Origin of the sequence: Duganella guangzhouensis (genome assembly GCF_009674535.1) — a bacterium.
Classification (GTDB): domain Bacteria; phylum Pseudomonadota; class Gammaproteobacteria; order Burkholderiales; family Burkholderiaceae_D; genus Rugamonas; species Rugamonas guangzhouensis.
Genome location: NZ_WKJK01000002.1, coordinates 350,851 through 367,040 on the forward strand (window position 1 = coordinate 350,851; position 16,190 = coordinate 367,040).

Below are 16,190 nucleotides of genomic sequence, written 5' to 3' on the forward strand. Positions count from 1 at the left end.
TATTTGTAGTTACTTTTTTCTATGGCTGGCTATCATCGCCGCCAGCGCCTGCACCGAGGCGAAATGGCGGCGGGTATCTTCCGAATCGGCCGACAGCGAGATACCATATTTTTTCTGCAGCGCGACGCCCAGCTCCAGCGCGTCGATGGAATCCAGACCCAGGCCGTCGACGAACAGCGGCGCGGCGCTGTCGATATCGTCCGGCGTAATGTCTTCCAGTTGCAGGGCGTCGATAATCAGTTGTTTCACTTCCAGTTCAAGCATGGCTTTGGCACATCCCGGTAAAATAATCTTGTAAAAAATCGGTCAGCTGGCGGGCCGCCATCACATCACTGACGCCCCCCTCGGTAAACCGCGCGATCGCCAGATCGTCCAGCACATCCAGCTGGATCAGCACCCGGCGCGGCGGCACCCGCCACCACTTGTCCCCCTTGCCCAGCGTCGCCGGCTGGCAGCGAATCAGCACCGGCGTCATGTCGCGCGCGCCGCGCACGGCGATGTTGGCGGCGCCGCGCTTCATGCTGATGACGCCATTGCCCGGCGTGCGCGTCCCCTCCGGGAACACGATCAGGTTATTGCCGCGCTCCAGCGAGGCGATGCAATCGTCCACCAGCCCGGCGCCGCTGTCGTTGCGGATATAGCCCGCCGCCCGCACCGGCCCGCGCGTGAACGGATTGTTCCACAGCGCGCTCTTGACGATGCAGTCGGCGTTCTTCACAAACGCCATCAGGAACACCGTGTCGATCAGGGTCGGATGGTTGGCCAGGATCAGCAGACCACCGCGCTCCAGCTTTTCCAGTCCGCGTATCTCATACCGCAGCACGCCCAGCACGCGCATCAAGTCCACGTAATTGCGGAAGGCGCGGCGTATCACTGCGCGCGACCAGGCCACGCGCCGCTCGCGCTGCCGCACCAGCAAATGCAGCACCGGGAACACAATCACCCGCAACACCAGTCCACCGACACCGAAAACGACAAAACTCAGGCCGGTTGCAAACACGCGCCAGCAAACCGACAGGCGCGCCAGCCACGTCTCAGGCATGCCGGCTCCAGGTCCAGTGCAAGCGGCCGTCATCGCGTTCCAGACTCGCCGCGCCGCTGGCGTGGAAGGCCGCCAGCGCCAGCCCGCCCGGTTGCGCCGCCGACGGCGCGGCCGACGATGCCGTCCAGTCCAGCGCGTAGCCATCACCGGCCGTCATCAACCACGCCCACGCGTGCGGCTGTTCATGGCTATCGTCAAATGCCGCGAACAACGGCGGCAGCGGCGCATCGCACACCACCAGCAGCACCTGCTCAGCGCCATCCGCCAGCAGACAGCAAGCCTCGATCACGCCATGCTCCACCGTCGCCGTGCCGGACGCCAGCGCGATGTGGTTGGCGCGGTCGTTGCGAGCGATGGTGAACAAGCCCGGAATCGCGTTATGCACCGCCATGCCGAAAGCCGTTGGCGACAAAGGCTCGCCCTGCGCCAGATCGGTCAGCAACTCCACCGCGCGCGCCACGTCGCCATGGCGCGAGCAAAACACCGTCGGGATATCGGCCTGGCCATCAAGGCACTGGTAAGCCACTTCCAGCGCCATCTTGCCGAGAAAGCCGGCGCGCCGGCGCAGCATGGCCGGCATGGCCTTGACGCCCGGCTCCTCACCCACTTCAATCGGATACGGTGCGGCCGCCCACTGCGTCCACGCCTCTGGCGTGCTCAGACCTGGCGCCCATTGGGCATGTTTAGCGATGGAAAACCGGACTCCGTGATTACGCATGATGGCGTGATAGCCTTTTGACGAACTTTTCAAATTATAAACGACCGTTCCTTGCATCCGGCGAAAAAATGAACGGTAGGAAACTATTTTGTTGATGTACATCTAAGCAAGTGTGCACGCTCCAGCCCGCATTCTCACCAAAACCCACGCTTTGTATCAGAAATCCATAAAAAAAGGCGTACCGCAGGAAACACGGTACGCCTTGAGCCTTGCGGCCTGAGGAAACTTGTCGGCTTAGAACACCCAGAGCTTGTCGGCAGGCAATTGCAGCCAATAGCGTCCCGGCTCCAGACGGTACTTGAAATAGGCGCGCAGACTCAGGTCGGTGCCAGCTTCGCCCTTGAACAGGCATTCGAAGCGGTCGCCCAGGTACATGCAGGTCAGCAGCGGCAGCTCAATGGCGTTGTCCACCGGCGTGGCGCTGATCTTCACTTCCTCGACACGGATGATGGTGCTGCCCTCGCCCGTCCCCGCACCGGTGCCGCGCGCGCTGGCTTGCAGGCGCGTGCCGTTCAGTTCCAGCTGCACCTGGCGACCCTCGCGCTGGATCACGCGCGCCGGCAGGCGGTTGTTACTGCCCATGAACTCCGCCGTGAACAGCGTGTCCGGCGTTTCATACATGCTTTGCGGCGAGCCCTGCTGTTCGATCTTGCCGTTATTGAGCAGCAGGATGCGGTCCGAAATCGCCATCGCCTCGGCCTGATCGTGTGTGACCATCAACGCCGACAGCCCCATACGCACAATCAGCTCGCGCAGGAAGGCGCGCGCTTCTTCGCGCAGCTTGGCGTCCAGGTTGGACAGCGGCTCGTCCAGCAGGATCACCGGCGGGTTGTACACCAGCGCGCGGGCGATCGCCACCCGCTGCTGCTGGCCGCCGGACAGCTGGTGCGGATAGCGCTCGGCGAGATGGCCCAGCCCCAGGTTCTTCAACACGTCGCTGACGCGGTCCTTGATCTCGCTGGCGCCCAGCTTGCGCAGCTTGAGGCCATAGGCGACGTTGTCGAACACCGTCTTGTGCGGCCACAGTGCGTAGGACTGGAACACCAGCCCGAGATTGCGCTGCTCGGCCGGCATCTCGAAGCCCTGCGCGCCGTCAAACACATTGCGCTCGCCGATATCGATGGCGCCGGCCTTGGGGCTTTCCAGCCCCGCCACCGCGCGCAGCAGCGTGGTCTTGCCGCTGCCCGATGGTCCCAGCAGCGCCACCACTTCGCCCTTCTGCAAGTGCATCGACACGCCCTTCAAAATCGGATTGGTGCCGTAGTCCAGATGCAGTTCCTTGACGGTCAATTCATTGGTCATGATGTCTCGTTTCATAATGATTACCTCAATTGTGTAGCTTGACGCCGAAGCGCAGCGCGACGCCCAGGCCAATCGCCACCAGCGAGATGTTGACGAACGATAGCGCCGCCACCAGATCGGTGGAACCGGTCGCCCACAAGGACACCAGCAGCGCGCCTATCACCTCGGTGCCCGGCGACAGCAGGTAGACGCCAGTCGAATATTCGCGTTCGAAGATCAGGAACACCATCAGCCACGCGCCCAGCAGGCCGTATTTGATCAGCGGCACGGTGACGTCGCGCGTGACCTTGCCACGGGTGGCACCAACCGCGCGCGCCGCCTCCTCCAGCTCCGGCCCCACCTGCAGCAGCGCGGTCGAAATCAAGCGCATGCCGTAAGCCAGCCATACCACCGAATACGCCAGCCACAGTGCGAAGATGGTCGAGCGCAGTGAACGCAGCACCGGTATCGCCTGCTCGCTGAGCCACAGCGCGACGCCGTTGTCCATGCCCTTCAACATGCCATCCAGCCAGCTCGGGACGAACAGGAATACCCATAGGAAGGACAAGCCGGCCAGCAGACCAGGCACGGCGCGCGGCACCAACACGCTGTAGTCGAGGAAGCGCGTGATCAGGTCCGGCTTGCGATGCATGGCCAGCGCAATGGCGCAGTAGCAGATCACCGCGCAGCCGCCGCCGATCACGCCAATCAGCACCGTATTGAGGATGCCGCGCATCAGCGCCGGCTGGTCGAGGATTTCGCGGAAGTGCTGCAGCGTCAGCACGTCGGCCAGTTGCACGCCCTCGCCCCAGTACTGCACGAAGGAGCGCAGCACGATGCCCGACATCGGCATGATGATGGTGAACATCAGCCAGCCGAAGATCAGCGCGAACGCCAGCCACTTCCAGCGTCCCAGCGGCATGGCCTTGCTGCGCGCGCCCTTGCCTTTGATCGACACAAACTTGTTGGACGATTTGAGCAGCCAGCGCTGCACCATCACCAGCGGCAGCGTCACCATCACCAGGCATACCGCGACGGCGGCCATCAGGTGATACGACGGCGTGCCCAGTTTGTTGGTCAGCTTGTACAGATAGGTGGCCAGCACCATGTGACCTTCCGGATCGCCCAGCACCAGCACCAGGCCGAACACCTCGAAGCCAAGGAAGAACACCAGTACACCGGCATAGGCCAGCGCCGGCGTAATCATCGGCAGCGAGACGTTGAACATCACCTGCAGCGGCGAGGCGCCGGTGACGCGCGCCGCCTCCTCCACGTCCGAGCCCAGGCTTTTCAGCGCGGACGAGGCGTACAGGTAGACGTGCGGCACGTGGGTCAGGCCGGCGATCACCACGATACTGGTGAACGAGTAGATATTCCACGGGATGAAGCCGAGGATATCCTTGGCCCACAGCGAGTAAAAGCCCACGGGCCCCATCGCCACCACGTAGCCGAAGCCCATCACCATCGGCGAGACGAAGATCGGCACCAGCAGGCATGGCGCGATCAAGCCCTTGCCCGGCAAGTCGGTGCGTATCATCAGGAAGGCCAGCATGCCGCCCAGCGGCACGGCGATGACAGCCAGTCCAGTCGCCAGCAGGAAGGCGTTTTCGAAGGCGACCGCGAAGTCGGGATCTTCAAAGATGAAGCGGTAGGCATCCAGCCCCAGCTCCTTGACCGGCATGAAGAACGGCGCGTTCAAAAAGCTCTGGTAGAAGATCAGGAACAGCGGCAGGAAGATGGCGACGGTGGCCAGCGTCACCACCACGCCGCGCGGCCAATTGAGCCGGGGCCGTCCAGTATGAGCGAGAGTGTTCATGGTGGGCGTCCTTATTTTTTACCGGCCGCGTCTTTCCACTGCTTGAGGAAAGCCATGCGGCGCTGCGGACCCAGGAACTGCAGCAGGATAGGATGCACCGGCACCGGCTTGATGTTGTCCTTGCCGATCTGTTTGATCAGCTCCGCCGACGTGGTTTCGCCGCTAACGTCGGCGCGGATCGCGAACAGCTTGGAGTCGTTGGCGATGATGGTCTGGCCGCGCTGCGACAGCATGTAGTCCAGCCACAGCTTGGCGGCGTTGACGTTCTTCGCGCTCTTGTTGATGAAGAACACGCGCGACATCACCAGCGTGTAATCCTTGGGCAGCACCACGCCGATCGACGGATCGGTCTTGGCGCGCACCAGCGCGTAGGAACCCAGCACGTTGTAGCCGATCAGATTCTCGCCCGACGAAATCCGCTCCATCATGGTGCCGGTCGACGACTGCACCCGCACTTTGGAAACGCCGAAGGCATTCGCCATATCCTGGAATTTTGGATATTCGCGCGCGTCCTGCGTCATGAACATGAAGCCGACGCCGGACTTCTCGATGTCGTAGGTGGTGACCTTGTCGCGGAATTTTGGCTGCTGAATCAGCGCGGTGAACTCGGCGTGCGTGTGCGGCACTTCCTTGGCGTCGACCAGGCGCTTGTTGTAGACGATGGCGGCCGGTTCGAAGGTGGTGCCGTAGGCTTTGTCATCCCAGATCGCCCAGCCGGGAATCTTGGACGCTTCCAACGATTTGTACTGCAGCGCGTAGCCGTCCGAGGCCAGCCGCATTTGCAGATCCATCGCGGACGACCACATGGCGTCGGCGGTGTTGCCGCCAGCCGCCACTTCGGAGATGAAGCGGTTATACACCTCGGTCGAATTCATATCGTTGTACTCCACCGTGATGCCGGGGTACATGGCGCTGAAGTCCTTGATCAGCGGCTGCGTGGCCTTGCTGTCGGTGGCGCCGTAAATCACCAGCTTGCCCTCTTTTTTGGCGCCATCGATGATCTTCTGATAGTCGGCCGGATAGCCGGCCGGCACCTGCGCCAGGGCCGATCCGGCAAAAAACGCGCATGCGGCGGCCACAGTATGTTTCAACTTCATCGTAATCTCCTGATATTTTGATTATTTAGCGCACCAGGCCAAGTTCGGCCGCTCGCTTGCCGTAGTCGTCCACGGCTTTCTTGACATAGGCCGCCAGCGCATCGCCGGTCAGCCCGAAGGGATATAAACCAGATGCGGCACGCATCTGCGCAAACTGCGGACTGGCCAGCACGCGGTCAAAGGCCGTCACCCAGCGGTGGTAATCCGCATCCGAAGCCTGTGGTCCCATCCACACGCCACGGATGATGGGCCACACCACATCGACGCCCTGCTCGCGCGCGGTCGGCACGTTGGCCAACACGCCGGGCAGACGCTGCTCCGACAGCACCGCCAGCACCCGGGTATTGCCGCTAGCCGCATACAGCGCGGCTTCGCTGGCATCGCCGGACACCGCCTGCACATAGCTGGCATGCATGGCGGTGAACGCTTCGCCGCCGCCCTCCAGCGCCACAAAGCGCAGCGCCTTCGGATCGATGCCGGCGCTGCGCGCCACCATCGCCATCTTCAGCCAGTCCTGGCTGCCGATGGTGCCGGAGACACCGATCAGCACCTTCTGCGGATTGGCTTTCAGCGCAGCGACCAGATCGTGCAGCGTCTTGTAGGGAGAGTCAGCGCGCACCGCGATCATGCCGTAATCCGCGCCCAGCGCCGCCACCCAGCGCACATCGGTGGCTTTCAGCGTGCCGAACTTGCCCTGTGCGAGATTCAGCAGCGAGCCGCCGGAAAACGCCACCAGCGTATTCGGCGCGGTGCGGCGGCCAGACACCAGCGAGTGCCAGGCCACCGCGCCGATGCCGCCCGGCAGATACGAGATATGCATGTCGGACGGCGGCGGATTCGGCGCGTCGTGCAAGCCCTGCAAGCCTTTCTGCGCCAGCTTGCAGGTCAGGTCCATCGCGCCGCCCGGCTTGGACGGCACGATGCATTCCAGCTCCGCCGCCTGGGCCACCGCACCGAAGCACAGTGCGCAGATGAGTGCGAGCAGGGTTTTCATCAGAAGCGGTGCTGCATGCCGACAGTCAGACCATGCTGGCTGTTGCCATAAGCGGCATCGTCGCGCGACAGGCCGGTCAGCTGGCCGTTCTTGGCCTTGGCGTAGGCCGCGGTCACGTGCAGGTCGGTGCGCTTGGACAGCGCGTAGCGGTAGCGCAGCACGTACATGGTGGGATCGGCATCGGTACCGGCGGCCACGTTCTTCACGTTGATGTGATAGACCGCGCCGGTCAGCGTGGTGGCCGGGTCCAGCTTGTAGGCGACGCCGCCCCAGGTGGTGTTGGCGGCGACATCGGCGGTGGCGGCCTTGCCGGCTGCCAGTTTGTAGTCGCGCATCACCAGCCAGAATTTGAGCGGGCCGGTTTCGTAATTGCCACCGACGTGCCACACCGTGTTCTTGTCGCGATTGCCGGTGGCGACCACGGTGTTGCCGTTGTTGCGTTCCCAAGTCGCCATCAGATTGGCTCCGCCGACTTTGTAGACGGTGCTGAAGCCGACTTTGGCGCTGTCCTGCGCGCCGGTGGTCTGCTCGCCGGCGGCGTAGTTGGCGCCGATCTTCCAGTCGCCAAAGGTGCCCGCATATTTGATGATATTGTCATACTGGGTGGTGAAGCCGTATTTGCTTGGGCCGGTGGCCGGGCCGGAGGTCGACCACGAATAGAACGGCGCAAAACCCATCGGATCGAAGGTAATGACGGTATCGTACACGGTAGTGAACGAACGGCCCAGCACCACACGGCCAAAACTGCCTTCCAGGCCGACGTTGGCCTGGCGCTTGAACAGCGCGCCGTCCTGCGCGCCGGTGTCCATCAGGATGCCGCCTTCGAGATTGAACACGGCTTTCAGGCCGCCGCCCAGATCCTCGCTGCCACGCAGGCCCCAGCGCGAGGTGTTCATGCCGCCGGAGATCACGCGGGTCAGGCTATTGCCGTTGGCGTTCTGGTTGTTGGCCGTTTCCAGGCCCATGTCCAGCAGGCCGTAGACCTGCACATTGGATTGGGCTTGAGCGCCACCGGCGGCCGCGCACAGCGCCAGGACCGCCAGGGTCGACGAGGATTTCTTCATGAATTGTCTCCAGATATAGTTATATGTGTTGCCTGATCCTTGAGATCAGGGTTCCACTATAGGAGCGTCAATCTTTCAATTGCCTTTCAATGTCTCTTGCTGGCCACAAGTACCGCAAGGGCTTCCCTTTTCCTGATGCTGCCCTTACCCTGCACGTATTTGAACGTACTGGCAAGACCTCATGCGCATACTGTTAGTTGAAGACCACACCGAATTACAGCATTGGCTGGCCAAGGCGCTGCGCGATGCCAATTTGACAGTGGAATGCGCCGACAACGGCGCCGACGCCGACGCCCTGCTGCACACGCAGGATTACGCGCTGGTGATCCTCGACCTGACGCTGCCGCGCATGGACGGCCTGGATGTGCTGAAGCGGCTGCGTGCCCGTGGCGGCGCGCGCGCCAAGACGCCGGTGCTGATCCTGACCGCGCGCGGCGGCCTGGAAGACCGCGTGCAGGGTCTCAACCTGGGCGCCGACGATTATCTGGCCAAGCCGTTCGAACTGGCCGAACTGGAGGCGCGCGTCAAAGCGCTGCTGCGCCGCAGTGTCGGCAACGAGGCGCTGGTGTACAGCTGCGGCGCGCTCAGTTTCGACACCGTGACCCGCATGTTCCGCTACGCCGGCAATCCGCTGGCGCTGACGCCGCGCGAACACGCGGTGCTGGAAACCCTGATCACCCGCACCGGCCGCGCCATCTCCAAGGAAAAGCTGTTCGACGAAGTGTTCTCGCTGGGCGACGATGCCAACATCGACGCCATCGACCTGTACATCCACCGCGTGCGCAAGAAGCTGGACATGGAAGGACCGGAAGCCGCCGTCATCACCACGCTGCGCGGCATCGGCTATCTGCTGCAGCCGCGTTCCGCGCTTGGCGCCCCGGGCTGAGGACCGGCCGCGCCATGGCCCTGCTGCAAACGCTGTCGCGCCGCCTGACGCCGGGCGCCACCCAGGGCAGCCTGCGCGGCCAGCTGCTGCGCTGGTTGCTGGGTCCTTTGCTGGTGCTGGTGGCGCTCAACACGCTGTCGGTGTATCACAACGCGCTGGACGCGGCCGATGCCGCTTATGACCGCGCGCTGCTGGCCTCCACCCGCGCGCTGGCCGAGCGGGTCTCGGTGGTGGACGGCAAGGTGGTGGCCGACGTGCCCTATGTGGCGCTGGACAGCTTCGAGACCGACACGCTGGGCCGCATCTATTACAAGGTGACCGGCATCGCCGGCGAAACCGTGTCCGGCTTTGCCGACCTGCCGCCGGTGCCGGCCAACGTGCCGCGCTCGGAAGCCTATCCGGCGCTGGTGCGCTTCTATCACGCCAACTACCACGGCCAGCCGGTGCGCATCGCCGCGCTGCTGCAGCCGGTGTACGACGATTCGATGCGCGGCATCGCCCTGATACAGGTTGGCGAAACGCTGGAAGCGCGGCGCGTGCTGTCCAATCAAATCCTGTTCGATACGCTGGCCTGGCAAGCCTTGCTGCTGGCGGCGGTGGCGCTGCTGGTGTGGTTCGCGGTGCGGCTGGTGCTGCAACCGCTGATGCGTCTCAAGAGCGCGGTCGAGACGCGCGCGCCCGACGACGCCTCGGATGTCGATCCGGCGCTGGTGCACAAGGAAGTGCGGCCGCTGGTGGCGGCGCTGAACAGTTCCCGTTCGCGCATGCACATGCTGATCAGCAGCCAGCGCCGCTTCATCGCCGACGCCTCGCACCAGTTGCGCACCCCGCTGACGGTGCTGAAGACCCAGGCCGAACTGGCACTGCGCGAATGCGACCGGCCCGGCGCCGATCCGGCACAGAGCAAGGCCGCGCTGCGTGAACTGGTGCACAGCATGGCCGCCACCACCGATTCCACCGTCAACCTGGCCAACCGCTTGCTGACGCTGGCGCGGATCGAACATCGCGGCAGCGATGGCGCCGAACAGGTGTCGCTGCGCGACGTCGCGCGCCAGGTCGGGCTGGAACTGGCGATCGAAGCGGTCGGCAAAAACATCGACCTGTCGCTGGACGCGGAGCAGGACTGCGTGGTGCACGGCCAGGCGCTGCTGCTGCACGAAATGCTGGCCAACCTGGTCGACAACGCGCTGCGCTACACCCCGGCCGGCGGCACCGTCAGCCTGCGGGTACGACAACAGGACGATGGCGTGGTGCTGGAAGTGGAAGACAACGGCCCCGGCATCCCGGCGGCCGAGCGCGAAAGAGTGTTCGCGCCGTTCTACCGCGCCGCCGCCACGCTGGAGCGCAATCCGGGCGGCCACGGCCTCGGCCTGGCCATCGTGCGCGACATCGCCAGCCTGCACGGCGCCACCATCACGCTGAGCGACGCCGCCGAAGACCACGGCCTGAAAGTCCGCCTCCAGTTCCCGGCGCGGTAAAATACTGGCCTCACCCGCAAGGAACACATATGATTAGCAAAGAAGAAATGGTCGCGCTGTTTGACGACATGAAGAAAAACGCCCCCTGGGATATCTCCAAGCCACTGCTGTGGGGGTATTTCTTCGCCGACGCCGACAAGGCCAAGCTGGAAGCCGTGGTGCCAACGCTGCAGGCGCAGGGCTATCAACTGGTCGGCATCTACGACTCCAAGCCGGAGGGCGACAGCCCGGCGCTGTGGTGGCTGCACATTGAAAAAGTCGAGAAGCACACGGTCGACACGCTGCATGCCCGCAACCAGCAATTCTATCAATTCGCTGAAGAACACCAGCTGGAATCCTACGACGGCATGGACGTCGGCCCCGCCAACTAATCAATCGAACAGGCTGTCAGCGCGGTTTGGCCATATGATTCAGTCAATATGGCCACTTTATAACCCGCGATGCTTTCGAAACTCTCGTTTCGCCAGCTGCTGCTGGGCGTCTTCCTGCTGATCGCCGTGTTGTTGAGCGCAGCCTCGCTGCACGCGTTGTGGACGCTCGACCGACTAGCGGCCCATAGCCGCGACAGCGGACGCCTGGCACTGGCGCTCACCACCAATACCCAGCAACTGGCGGAACGCAGCGTCGCCATGACGCGCAGCGCGCGCCAGTACCTGGTGCTGGACGATCCCGCTTTCCGCAAACGCTATGCCGACACCATGCATGACGCCCTGCTGTCGCTGGACGCGGTAGCGGCCGCCCTGCCCGACGCCCCGCCGGCGCTGTTCGCGCAATGGCGCGCATCCGGCGAGCAAGCCTGGGACATCCTGCAAATGCCGTCCGCCACTCGCAACACGAAGCGCCAGCAGGCGCTGGAAAGGGCGCTGGCGCCGCTGCCCGGCCTAGGCGAACAGCTGGCCACCGAGGTCAAACAGGAAGTCGAGCGCCGCAACGGCGAGCTGCTGGCCGAACTGGACCAGCGCCGCGCGGTGCTGAAAGCGCAGGTGATCGCCTCCATCCTGCTGGCGGCGGTGCTGGCCGGCGGCTTCGGCCTGTGGCTGTCGCGTCCGCTGGAACAAATCGAGCAAGCCATCGACACGCTGGGCGAGAACCGCTACGACCAGCCGATCGCGGTGCGCGGCCCCAGCGACCTGCAACACGTCGGCCAGCAGCTGAACTGGCTGCGCCAACGCCTGGCCGACCTGGAAGCCGACAAGGCGCGCTTCCTGCGCCACATCTCGCACGAGCTGAAAACGCCGCTGGCGGCGCTGCGCGAAGGCGTGGCGCTGCTGCAGGATGGCGTGGCCGGCGCGCTATCGCCCAACCAGCGCGAAATCGCCGGCATCCTCAACCAGAACACGGTGGCCTTGCAATCGCAAATCGAAGCGCTGCTGCGCTACAACGCCGCCACCTTCGACGCCCAGCACCTGCAACGCGAAATGACCGACATCGGCAGCCTGCTGGCGCAAGCCATCGACAGCCAGCGCCTGCAATGGCAAGCGGCGCGGCTGACCGTCGCCACCGAGGGTAAGGCGCGCCCGATCGCCATCGACACCGATAAACTGTCCATCGCGATCGGCAATCTGTTATCCAACGCGGTGCGCTTCAGTCCGGCCGGCGGTCTGGTGTCCTTCCGCCTGGGCGAGCTGAACGACAAGCTGCTGCTCGATTGCGTCGACCAGGGGCCGGGCGTGGCGCCGGCCGACGCCGCGCGCATCTTCGAACCGTTTTACCAGGGACAGCGCCAGCCGCCCGGCGCGCGCCGCGGCAATGGCATCGGCCTGTCCATCGTGCATGAATACGTGGCCGCGCATGGCGGCGTGTTGAAACTGCAGCCCTCCCAACGCGGCGCCCACTTCCGCATCGAACTGCCTTATGAAACCTAAATCCTGCCCGCTGCCTGCCGCCCTGATGTTGATGCTGACACTGTCAGCCTGCACCCTGAACTCGCCGTTGCCGGCCGAGCCGCCGCCGGAGCCCACGCCGCCGCCAGTCATCCAGGTGGTGACACCGCCGCCGGCACCGGCCGATGAAATCGGCCCGCTGCTGAGCTATCACCAGTCGCTGCGCCGCATGAGCCAGGGCGAGCTGGTGAAAGAACTAAGCGGCCTCGGCCTGCAACAGCGCAGCCCACGGGTGGCGATCCAGATGGGCATGGTGCTGATGCTGACGCGCGGCAGCGGTGACCTTGCGCGCGCGCAGTCGCTGCTGGACAGTGTGGCTTCGTCGACCGACGTCGACGCGGCACCATTCCGCCCGCTGGCGCAACTATTGTCCAGCAACTGCGCCGAAACCCGGCGCCTGTACGACCATGCCGACAAGCTGGCCGCGCAACAAAGAGACAACCAGCGCCGCATCGACCAGTTGAACGACACGCTGGAAGCGCTGAAAGCCATCGAACGCACGCTGCCGGTCCGCCCGGCCTCAACCCCACAGGTGAACAAATGAGCGACATCAAGGCATTACAGGGCCAGGGCGCCCATCTGCTGCTGGTCGACGACGACGACGACCTGCTGCGCCTGCTGTCGATGCGGCTGAGCGCCAACGGCTACCGCGTCACCGCCGTCGGCAGCGCCGAGGCGGCGCTGGCGCGGCTATCGATCGAGCTGCCGCGCCTGGTCATCAGCGACATCCGGCTGCCCGAGCGTGACGGCATGTGGCTGTTCCAGGAAATCCGCCGCACCTACCCGGCGCTGCCGGTGATCCTGCTGACCGCGCACGGCACCATCCCGGACGCGGTGGAAGCCACCACGCTGGGCGCCTACGCCTACCTGACCAAGCCGTTCGACGCCAAGCTGCTGCTGGAACGCATCGCCCAGGCGCTCGCGCTGGCCGCACCGGCGGCCGGCCCCGACCAGCGCGACGAAGCCTGGCGCGGCGCCATCATCAGCCGCAGCCAGTGCATGGACGAGTTGCTGGCCGAAGCGCGGCTGGTGGCGGCCTCCGACGCCAGCATCCTGATCCGCGGCGAATCCGGCACCGGCAAGGAGTTGCTGGCCGAGGCCATCCACAAAGCCAGCCGGCGCGCCGCCGCGCCCTTCATCGCGGTCAACTGCGGCGCGATTCCGGAAGCGCTGCTGGAGTCGGAACTGTTCGGCCACGTCAAGGGCGCCTACACCGGCGCCGTCGCCAACCGCGAGGGTTTGCTGCAGGCGGCCGACGGCGGCACCCTGTTCCTGGACGAGATCGGCGACATGCCGCTGCTGCTGCAGGTCAAGCTGCTGCGCGTGCTGCAAGAGCGCGTGGTGCGCCAGCTGGGCTCGGACGTGGCGCGGCCGGTCGATGTGCGCATCCTGTCCGCCACCCACCGCGACCTCGACACCGCGATGCGCGAGGGCCAGTTCCGCGAAGACCTGTATTACCGCCTCAACGTCATCACGCTGACCTTGCCGCCGCTGGACCAGCGGCGCGAGGACGTGGCGCCGATGGCCAACCAGTTCCTGCAGGCGCTGGCGACCAAGTACGGCAAGACGGTGCGCGGCTTTGCGCCGGACGCGCTGGAGGCGCTGACCACTTCGGCCTGGCCGGGCAATGTGCGCCAGCTGTATAACGTGGTCGAGCACGTGTGCGCGCTGGCGACTGCGCCGCTGATCCCGCTGTCGCTGGTGCAGCGGGCGCTGCGCGTGCCCTCGCTGGAGGTATTGAGCTACACCGAGGCGCGCCGCCGCTTCGAGCGCAATTACCTGGTACAGCTGCTGAAACTCACGGATGGCAACGTGGCCGACGCCGCCCGTCTGGCCGAACGCAACCGCACGGAGTTCTACCGTCTGCTGCAAAAGCACGACCTGGACGCCAGCCAGTTCCGGGGCGATGTCGCCATTGAGCGACAGGATGAAACCCTTAAAAATCAATGACTTGGCAATTCCGGCCTGCGAACGGTCGTCAATTGCCGACAAATTCCGGGCAATCTGGCCGGAAAAATCACGATCTCAAGATTTCCCATTAGAAAATTCAACATAAGTCACTGAATTAAAAGGGAAAATACAGGCTGGCACGGGGTTTGCAATGAGTGGGGTAACGTCACTGACGTTTTATCCTCAAACTCGATAAAGGAACCCATGATGACTACCAAACTGATCGCCCGCCTGATGATCGCCACCGCCCTGAGCGCAGCAGCCGCCACCGGTACCGCCTTCGCCGCCGGCCAGCAGGATGCAGCCCTGGCCGGTGCCGCTAAAACCAGCGCCGCCACCAGCGACGAGGCCATCACCAGCAAAATCAAGGCATCGCTGGCAGATCAAAAGCAAATTGGCGTCACCACCGCTGACGGCGTGGTCACGTTGAGCGGCGCGGTGGCCAACACCGACGTCGGCACCAAGGCGATCCAAGTGGCATCGGCCGTGCCTGGCGTGAAGGAAGTGAAAAGCGAACTGACCGTCGCTTCGAAGTAAGCAGCGAAGTAAGCAACACCCGCAGTACCTGCAGTACCTGCAATACCGTTAGTTAATAGGAGAACCCTTTCCCGGGACAGCGTGCGTAGACGCTGCCCCGGTTTTTTTGCGTCTTAGCTCAGGTTTTCCAGGCGGATCTTGGTGACGCTGCCGCCCACCGTCGACAGCGCTTCCATCTTGGCGATGGCGCTGTTGACGTGTTTCTCTTGCGTCTGATGGGTCAGGAAGATGATGTCGGTACGGGTTTCGCCGTCGGCCGGTTCCTTCTGCAGCATGGCGTCGATCGAGATGCCGGCATCGGCCAGGATGCGGGTCAGATCGGCCAGCACGCCCGGCTCATCCTTCACATTCATGCGCAGGTAGTAGCTGGTGGTCACTTCCGACATCGGCAGAATCTCGATGTTGGTCATGGCGTTCGGCTGGAACGCCAGGTGCGGCACGCGGTGTTCCGGATCGGCGGTGGCCAGGCGGGTGATGTCGACCAGGTCGGCGATCACGGCCGACGCGGTCGGCTCGGCGCCGGCGCCCTTGCCGTAGTACAGCGTGGCGCCGACGGCGTCGCCCTGCACCAGCACCGCGTTCATCGCGCCTTCGACGTTGGCGATCAGACGCTTCGACGGGATCAGCGTCGGGTGCACGCGCAGCTCCACGCCTTCCTTGCCGTTGACCTTGGCGCGCTTGGCGATGCCCAGCAGCTTGATGCGATAGCCCAGCTGCTCGGCGTAACGGATGTCAACCGCGTTCAGCTTGGAGATACCCTCCACGTGCGCCTTGTCGAACTGCACCGGAATGCCGAAGGCGATGGCCGACATGATGGTGGCCTTGTGCGCTGCGTCCACGCCTTCGATGTCGAAGGTCGGGTCGGCTTCAGCATAGCCCAGCTCCTGTGCCTGCTTCAGCACGGTGGCGAAGTCCAGGCCCTTGTCGCGCATCTCGGACAGGATGAAGTTGGTGGTGCCGTTGATGATGCCGGCCAGCCAGTCGATGCGGTTGGCGGTCAGGCCCTCGCGCAGCGCCTTGATGATCGGGATGCCGCCGGCCACCGCCGCCTCGAACGCCACCATCACGCCCTTGGCTTGCGCCGCCGCGAAGATTTCGTTGCCGTGCACCGCCAGCAGCGCCTTGTTGGCGGTGACCACGTGCTTGCCGTTTTCAATCGCCTTCAGCACCAGTTCGCGCGCCTGGTCGTAACCGCCGATCAGCTCGACGACGATGTCGATTTCCGGGTTGTTGACGATGTCCATCGGATTGGCCACCACCGCCACCTTGCCGCCGGTGCGCGTTTTGGCGCGCTCCAGGTTGCGAGCCGACACTGCCACCACTTCGATGCTGCGACCGGCGCGGCGGCGGATTTCTTCCTGATTGCGTTCCAGCACGTCAAACGTGCCGCCGCCGACATTGCCGACGCCCAATAAGCCTACTTTGATCGGTTTCATATAAATCT

The 16,190-nt window shown here is 64.2% G+C and carries 16 protein-coding genes; 7 read left to right on the plus strand and 9 right to left on the minus strand.

Annotated features, from left to right (window positions below):
* Positions 1-9: 9 nt before the first annotated feature.
* The 8 genes from GJ699_RS04745 to GJ699_RS04780 form a co-directional block, all read right to left on the minus strand.
* Positions 10-264 carry a phosphopantetheine-binding protein gene (locus GJ699_RS04745; protein WP_154373605.1) on the minus strand — a complete coding sequence of 85 codons (255 nt, stop codon included), beginning with the start codon at positions 262-264 and terminating at the stop codon, positions 10-12.
* Entirely contained in the window at positions 257-1,042 is a 786-nt protein-coding gene (locus tag GJ699_RS04750) for a lysophospholipid acyltransferase family protein (RefSeq protein WP_154373607.1), read from the minus strand. The genes GJ699_RS04745 and GJ699_RS04750 overlap by 8 nt, the downstream gene beginning before the upstream one ends.
* Positions 1,035-1,760 carry a beta-ketoacyl synthase chain length factor gene (locus tag GJ699_RS04755; protein WP_154373609.1) on the minus strand — a complete coding sequence of 242 codons (726 nt, stop codon included), beginning with the start codon at positions 1,758-1,760 and terminating at the stop codon, positions 1,035-1,037. Before GJ699_RS04755 ends, GJ699_RS04750 begins: the two co-directional genes overlap by 8 nt.
* Positions 1,761-1,994: 234 nt before the next feature.
* Positions 1,995-3,062, minus strand: a complete 1,068-nt coding sequence (locus GJ699_RS04760; protein WP_154373611.1) for an ABC transporter ATP-binding protein — start codon at positions 3,060-3,062, stop codon at positions 1,995-1,997.
* A 25-nt stretch (positions 3,063-3,087) separates the two neighbouring features.
* Positions 3,088-4,857 carry an ABC transporter permease gene (locus tag GJ699_RS04765; RefSeq protein ID WP_154373613.1) on the minus strand — a complete coding sequence of 590 codons (1,770 nt, stop codon included), beginning with the start codon at positions 4,855-4,857 and terminating at the stop codon, positions 3,088-3,090.
* An 11-nt stretch (positions 4,858-4,868) separates the two neighbouring features.
* The gene (locus tag GJ699_RS04770; protein WP_154373614.1) at positions 4,869-5,954 is read right to left on the minus strand and encodes an ABC transporter substrate-binding protein; all 1,086 of its coding nucleotides are present in this window, start codon (positions 5,952-5,954) and stop codon (positions 4,869-4,871) included.
* A 25-nt stretch (positions 5,955-5,979) separates the two neighbouring features.
* On the minus strand, positions 5,980-6,948 hold the full coding sequence (locus GJ699_RS04775; protein ID WP_195763457.1) for a Bug family tripartite tricarboxylate transporter substrate binding protein: 969 nt from the start codon (positions 6,946-6,948) through the stop codon (positions 5,980-5,982).
* Entirely contained in the window at positions 6,948-8,012 is a 1,065-nt protein-coding gene (locus tag GJ699_RS04780) for a porin (protein ID WP_154373616.1), read from the minus strand. Before GJ699_RS04780 ends, GJ699_RS04775 begins: the two co-directional genes overlap by 1 nt.
* Before the next feature lie 181 nt (positions 8,013-8,193).
* Here GJ699_RS04780 and GJ699_RS04785 point away from each other — a divergent pair, with 181 nt between their 5' ends.
* The 7 genes from GJ699_RS04785 (at position 8,194) to GJ699_RS04815 (ending at position 14,746) form a co-directional block, all read left to right on the plus strand.
* Positions 8,194-8,898 (plus strand): response regulator, encoded by a 705-nt coding sequence (locus GJ699_RS04785; protein ID WP_154373618.1) that lies wholly within the window; start codon positions 8,194-8,196, stop codon positions 8,896-8,898.
* Positions 8,899-8,912: 14 nt separating this feature from the next.
* A complete protein-coding gene (locus GJ699_RS04790; RefSeq protein ID WP_154373620.1) occupies positions 8,913-10,376 on the plus strand; it encodes a sensor histidine kinase in 1,464 nt (487 codons plus the stop codon).
* 29 nt (positions 10,377-10,405) lie between these two features.
* Entirely contained in the window at positions 10,406-10,747 is a 342-nt protein-coding gene (locus GJ699_RS04795) for a ribonuclease E inhibitor RraB (protein WP_154373622.1), read from the plus strand.
* Between the two features lie 69 nt (positions 10,748-10,816).
* Positions 10,817-12,241, plus strand: coding sequence for a sensor histidine kinase (locus tag GJ699_RS04800; RefSeq protein ID WP_154373624.1), 1,425 nt, complete (start codon positions 10,817-10,819; stop codon positions 12,239-12,241).
* Positions 12,231-12,803: a hypothetical protein gene (locus tag GJ699_RS04805; RefSeq protein ID WP_154373626.1), complete on the plus strand. Its 573-nt coding sequence runs from the start codon at positions 12,231-12,233 to the stop codon at positions 12,801-12,803. Before GJ699_RS04800 ends, GJ699_RS04805 begins: the two co-directional genes overlap by 11 nt.
* Complete coding sequence (locus GJ699_RS04810) at positions 12,800-14,209, plus strand: sigma 54-interacting transcriptional regulator (RefSeq protein WP_154373628.1); 1,410 nt, start codon at positions 12,800-12,802, stop codon at positions 14,207-14,209. Before GJ699_RS04805 ends, GJ699_RS04810 begins: the two co-directional genes overlap by 4 nt.
* 204 nt (positions 14,210-14,413) lie before the next feature.
* On the plus strand, positions 14,414-14,746 hold the full coding sequence (locus tag GJ699_RS04815) for a BON domain-containing protein (protein WP_154373630.1): 333 nt from the start codon (positions 14,414-14,416) through the stop codon (positions 14,744-14,746).
* 113 nt (positions 14,747-14,859) lie between these two features.
* Here the strand turns inward: GJ699_RS04815 and GJ699_RS04820 are convergent, their stop codons facing one another.
* Entirely contained in the window at positions 14,860-16,182 is a 1,323-nt protein-coding gene (locus GJ699_RS04820) for a homoserine dehydrogenase (RefSeq protein ID WP_154373632.1), read from the minus strand.
* Positions 16,183-16,190 lie beyond the last annotated feature (8 nt).